At 73.6% G+C, this 6,516-nt stretch carries 2 protein-coding genes; both read left to right on the plus strand.

The window, feature by feature from the left end; genetic code table 11:
- Positions 1 to 20: 20 nt before the first annotated feature.
- Positions 21 to 5,138: a non-ribosomal peptide synthetase gene (locus tag NBZ83_RS28960; RefSeq protein WP_261576215.1), complete on the plus strand. Its 5,118-nt coding sequence runs from the start codon at positions 21 to 23 to the stop codon at positions 5,136 to 5,138.
- A partial coding sequence (locus NBZ83_RS28965) for a condensation domain-containing protein (protein ID WP_261576216.1) occupies positions 5,135 to 6,516 on the plus strand: 1,382 nt, incomplete at its 3' end. The genes NBZ83_RS28960 and NBZ83_RS28965, both read left to right, overlap by 4 nt.

Consider the following 6,516-nt stretch of genomic DNA (forward strand, 5'->3'; position numbering starts at 1 on the left):
GGGCGGTGCGGGGTGTGTTGGTGTCGGTGCTGCCGGATTATCTGGTGCCGGCGGTGGTGGTTGTGTTGGATGCGTTTCCGGTGTCGCCGAACGGTAAACTCGACCGCCGCGCCCTACCAGCACCGGAGTTCGCCGGTGGCGTGGCAGCGGGTCGCGAACCGACGACGCCGACCGAGCTGGTTGTCGCGGGGTTGTTCGGCGAACTGCTCGGGGTCGAGCGGGTCGGGCTCGACGACTCGTTCTTCGCCCTCGGCGGTCATTCCCTGCTCGCCGCCCGCCTCATCTCCCAGATCCGCACCGCGACCGGAGCGGAGACGCCCATCCGAGCGGTGTTCGACCAGCCCACCGTCGCCGGCCTCGCCGCCCTGCTGGCCGACGACCGCCCATCCACGGCCCGGATTCCACTGGTTGCCCGGAAGCGTCCGCAGCGGCTGCCGCTGTCGCCCGCCCAGCGGCGGCTGTGGTTCCTGCACCGGCTCGACCCCTCGTCCGGTACCTACAACATCCCGTTCGTCGCACGGCTGCGGGGCGACCTCGACGTGCCGGCGCTCGTCGCGGCCGTCAACGACGTCGTCGACCGGCACGAGACCCTGCGCACCGTCTTCCCCGACCACGACGGCACTCCCTACCAGGACATCCTGGCCGAGTACCGGGTTGCGGTCGCGGTCGTCGACACCGACGACGGCGGCCTCGAGGCTCGGATCGCCGAGATCATCTCCCGCCCGTTCGACATCGGGTCGCAGGCGCCGGTGCGCCTCGAACTGCTCCGGCTGGCCGCGGACGACCACGTGCTCGGTCTCGTCGTCCACCACATCGCCGGCGACGAATGGTCGACCGAGCCGCTGCTGGCGGACCTGGCCGCCGCCTACACCGCCAGGGCGGCCGGCGCCGCGCCGGCGTGGAATCCGCTGCCCGTCCAGTACGCCGACTACACGCTGTGGCAGCAGGAGCTGCTCGGTGACCCCACCGACCCCGACGGCCTGCTCGCCACCCAGCTACGGCACTGGAGCGACACCCTCGCTGAGCTCCCCGAGGAGATCGCGCTGCCCGTCGACCGCCCCCGCGGAACCGGCTCGCACGGACGCGGCGGCGCGGTGCGCTTCGCCGTGCCGGCGGACGTGGTGGCGGGACTTCGCGAGCTGGCCCGGGCCACCGGCGCCACCGAGTTCATGACGGTGAACGCCGCGGTGAGCGTCCTGCTGCACAAGCTCGGCGCGGGGACCGACATCCCGCTCGGCGCGCTGTCGGCGGGACGGGTCGACGAGGCCCTGCACGACCTCGTCGGGTTCTTCGTGAACACCGTCGTCCTGCGCACCCGACTGTCCGGCGATCCGACCCTGCGCGAGCTGCTGCTGCGGGTCCGGGAGACGGCGCTGGACGCGTACGCGCACGCCGACGCCCCCTTCGACCGGGTCGTCGAGGCGGTCAGACCCGAGCGTGCCGCGGGACGCCATCCGCTGTTCCAGACCCTGGTCGATTTCCAGGCCGACGGGGCGAGCACCTACGGCCTGCCCGGGATCGACGCCACGGTGCTGCCCTACGACGACCCGGCGAGCGGGGCGAAGTTCGACCTGGCCGTCATCGTCGCGCCGCGTCCCGACGGGACCTACCTCGGATCGATCGACTACGACGCCGACCTGTTCGACGAGTCCACGGTCGAACGGCTCGTCGAGCGGCTGGTGCGCACGCTGCGCGCCTTCGCCGCGGATCCCGGGATCCGGCTGTCGCGGCTCGACGTGCTCGACCCGGCCGAACGCCGGCGGCTGCTGGTCGACTGGAACGACACGGCGGTTCCCGTCGCGGCGGTGACCGTGCCCGGCCTGTTCGCCGAGCAGGTTGCCCGCACCCCCGACGGGCTCGCCGTCGTCGCGGGCGACACCCGGCTGACCTACGCCGAACTCGACCGCCGGGCCGACGCCGTCGCCGCCGCGCTCATCGCGCACGGCATCGTGGCGGAGGACCTCGTGGGTGTCCATCTCGACCGCTGCGCCGACCTGGTCGCGGTGCTCCTCGGCATCCAGCGCACCGGCGCGACCTTCGTCCCGCTCGAACCGGGATGGCCGGCGCGGCGCATCGCCGACATCCACCGGACCGCGCGGCTGCGGGCGGTGGTCAGCGCCACCGGCACCGGCCTGCCCACCGACCTGGACGGGCCGGTCCTGACGGTGGCGGACCTGCCGGAACCGGCGGCGCCGGTCGCGGCCGTGCCGCTACATCCCGACGGGCTGGCGTACGTCATCTACACCTCTGGTTCGACCGGCACGCCGAAGGGCGCGATGATCTGCCATCAGGCGATCGCGGCCCGGTTGTTGTGGCAACGCGAGATGCTCGGTTTCGGGCCCGGGGACGCCGCCCTGTTCAAGGCGCCGCTCGGGTTCGACATCTCCATCAACGAGGTCTTCCTGCCGCTGGTGACCGGCGCGACCGTCGTCATCGTCGAGCCGGGTCGGGAACGCGACGTCGACGAGCTGCTCGCCATGATCATCCGGCACGAGGTCAGTTTCACCTACCTGGTGTCGTCGATGCTGGACATGCTGCTGCAGCTGCCCGGCATCTCCGCCGCCGCCGGCACGCTGCGCCACGTCTGGTGCGGTGGCGAGGCGCTCACCCCCGAGCTGTTCGGCCGGTTCCGCGCCACCCTGAACGCGGTCATGTACCACGGGTACGGTCCCGCCGAGGCGACGATCGGCGTCACCCACGACTTCTACCGCGACGCCGAACGCCGCCACGGCATCAGCATCGGGCGGCCCAACCCGAACACCCGGATCCACGTGCTCGACGAGGCGCTGAACCCGGTTCCGGTAGGCGTGCGCGGCGAGCTGTACGTCGGCGGTCTCCCGCTGGGTCGCGGATACGTCGGCGATCCACGCCAGACGTCGGCGCGCTTCGTGGCGGACCCCTGGACGCCCGGTGGCCGGCTCTACCGCACCGGGGACCTGACCCGCTGGACGCCCGCCGGCACGCTCGACTTCCTCGGCCGGGCCGACCACCAGGTCAAGATCAGGGGAATGCGGGTCGAGCTCCAGGAGATCGAGGCGGCGCTCGGCGAGCACGAGTCCGTCCGGCAGGCCGTCGTGGTCGTCCACCGCCTCACCGGTGGCGCGCAGCACCTGGTCGGCTACCTCGTCGGCGCGCCCGACACCCCGGTGGACGTCGACGCGGTCCGGTCCTGGCTGACCGGCCGGCTCCCCGACCACATGGTGCCCACGACGCTCCACCAGCTTGACGCGTTCCCGCTGATGCCCTCGGGCAAGGTCGACCGCCGCGCCCTGCCCGCCCCGCAGCTGCGGGTGGGTTCCGGCCGACAGGCCGACACGCGCACCGAGGCGTTGCTGGGCGGGCTCATCGCGGACCTGCTCGGCGTCGCCGCGGTGGGGCCGGACGACTCCTTCTTCGCGCTGGGCGGAGACAGCATCGTCTCGATCCAGCTGGTGTCCAAGGCCCGCGGGGCCGGGCTGCCGATCTCACCCGGCGACGTCTTCAGGCATCGGACCGTCGCCGAACTCGCCCTCGCCGCCGACGCGAAGGCCGAGGCCCGAGCCAACGCCACGCAGTCGCGCCCGCAGACGGCGGATCAGGCCGCGACCGGCCCGGTGCCGCTCACCCCGATCATGCACGCGGTCCTCGACCGCGACGGGCTGCGGTCCCGCTTCGTCCAGACGGCCGTGCTGGTGGCGCCGGTGGACCTCGACCTTCCCACTCTCACCACGGCGGTCGGCGCACTGCTGCGCCGGCACGACATCCTGCGCGCGGTCGTCGGCTCCGACGACGACGGTGGCTGGACGCTGACCGTCCCGCCGCACGGACCGGCCGACCCGATCGTGCACCGCGTCGACGTGCTCCAGCCCGGTGACGCCGCGCAGCCCGGTGACGCCGCGCAGCTCTGGGGTGTCCCGGGGACCGTCGCGCTCGTCCGCGCGCAGGCGGACGCGGCGGCCGGCCGGCTCGACCCGGCGGCCGGCCGGCTGCTCCAGGTGGTCTGGTTCGACGCGGGCCCCGCCGGCGGCCGGCTACTGATTGTCGCCCATCACCTCGCCGTCGACGCGGTGTCCTGGCGAATCCTCGTACCCGACCTCGCCGACGCGTACCGCGCCGCACGGGACGGCCGGGAGCCGGACCTCGGGCCAGCGGGAACCTCCTTCCGGCACTGGGCGCTCGGCCTGGTCGAGGCCGCCCGTCATCCGGCAAGGCTCGCCGAGCTGCCACTGTGGAAGGAGATGACCGGGGGTGACGAGCCACCGCTGGGGGCCCGTCCGCTCGACCCGGCACGCGACCTGCACTCGACGCTGCGCACCGTGCGGACCGAGCTCGCGGTGCCGGTGTCCCGCGCCCTGCTCACCGACGTCCCCGAGGCGTACTTCGCCGGGATCGACGACGTCCTGCTGGCGGCGCTGGCCCTGGCCGTCACCGCCTGGGGCCGCGAACACGGGCGGGCCACGCCCCACGTCCGGATCGCGCTCGAAGGGCATGGCCGGGAGGAGCAGGCCGTGCCCGGCGCTGACCTCTCCCGCACGGTGGGCTGGTTCACCAGCCGCTATCCCGTCCGCGTGGAGCTGACCGGCATCGACGTTGACGACGCGTTCGCCGCCGGCGCCACAGCGGGCCTGGCCGTCAAGCAGGTGAAGGAGATACTGCGGGCGATCCCCGACCGCGGGGTCGGGTACGGGCTGCTCCGGTACCTGAACCCGGCGGTCGGCGAGGCACTGGCCGGGACGGCCGGCCCGCAGATCGTCCTGAACTACCTGGGTCGCTACGGCGGTGGCGGTGGCGGTGGCGGTGGCGGTGGCGCCGGCGACCGCGACGGCGGCCAGGAGCCGTGGTCGCAGTCGGCCGAGTTCACCGATCTCGCCGGGCTCGGCGACGACGCGGCCCCCGTCGCCGCCGCCCTGGAGATCACCGCCCTCACCGAGGACACCGCCGACGGCCCGGTGCTGCGGGCCTCGTGGTCCTATCCGGCCGGGGTGTTCCCCGCCGGGGAGGTCGACGCCCTGGCCGCGACCTGGCGCGCCGCGCTCGAAGCGCTCGTCGCGCACACCGCCGACGGTGCCGCCGGCGGGCACACCCCGTCCGACATGCCGTTGGTCTCGCTCGACCAGGACACGCTCGACGCGTTCGAGGAAAGGTGGCGCACGCCATGAACCGGTCGAACATCGAGGAAGTCCTGCCGCTCGCCCCGCTGCAGGAGGGCCTGCTCTTCCACGCGGTGGCCGGCGGGAGTGACGCCTACACCGTGCAGCTGACCGTCGATCTGGCCGGCCCGCTGGACGCAGCGCGGCTGCGCAGCGCCGCCGGAGCGCTGGTGGAGCGGCACGCGAACCTGCGGACTGCCTTCGTCGCCGGCCCCGCCGGCGCGGTGGGAGTCGTGCTGCGCCGCGTCGAGGTGCCGTGGACCGAGGCCGAGCCGGATGGTTCCCCGACCGGCGTGCGGGCCCTGCTCGACGCCGAACGGACGCCGCCGTTCGACATGGACGAGCCACCGCTGATCCGTTTCCTGCTCGTGCGGCTCGGGCCGGACACGCACCGCCTGGTGATCACCGTCCATCACATCCTGATGGACGGCTGGTCCGTCCCCCTGGCGCTGCGGGACCTGTTCGCGCTGTACGCCGGCACGCCGCTGCCCCGGCCGCGGCCCTACCGCGACTACCTCGCCTGGCTCGCCACCAGGGATCGCGAGGAATCCCTCGCGGCCTGGCGTGGCGTCCTCGACGGGGTGACCGAGCCGACCCTGCTCGCGCCCGCATCCCCCGGTCCGCAGGACGGGGACGAGGCGCCGGCGAGGCCCGTCCGGATCCCGGTCGCGCTCGACCCGGCCGTGCAGGAGCGGATGAAGGACCTGGCCCGGGAGCACGGGGTGACGCTGAGCACCGCCATCCAGGCGGCCTGGGCGATCACCCTGAGCAGATTCACCGGCCGCAGGGACGTCGCCTTCGGCACGACGGTCTCGGGCCGGCCGCCCGAGCTGGCCGGGGTGGAGTCCATGGTCGGCCTGTTCATCAACACGATCCCGGTACGCATCGTCCTCGATCCGTGGGAGACCGTGGCCGGCCTGCTCGGACGCCTGCACCAGGCCCAGGCGGCGACCCTGGACCATCACCACCTCGGACTCGCCGAGGTCCAGGCGGTCACCGGGCTCGCGCGGCTGTTCGACACGCTGCTGGTGGTCGAGTCCTACCCGGTCGACGACACCGAGATCGACCGGGTCCGCGCGACGATCGGCGTCAGGGTCACCGGGGTGGCGACCGAGGACGCCACCCACTATCCGATCACCCTGGTGGCCGATCCCGGCGAAGGGCTGGCCCTGGAACTGGAACACCGGCCCGAACTGCTCGCCCCCCAGCGCGCCGCGGAGGTGGGCGAGGCGCTCGGCCAGGTGATGGCCGCCATGGTCGCCGACCCGACCGTCCGCCCCGTCGGCGACCTCGCCGCGACCCGAACCGCTCGCCTCGCGGATCCGGTGGGTTCGGATGCCGTGGTGGGTTCGGATTCCGGGGTGGGTTCGGATTCCGGGGTGGGTTC

This window comes from Frankia gtarii (assembly GCF_025403375.1).
Lineage (GTDB): Bacteria > Actinomycetota > Actinomycetes > Frankiales > Frankiaceae > Frankia > Frankia gtarii.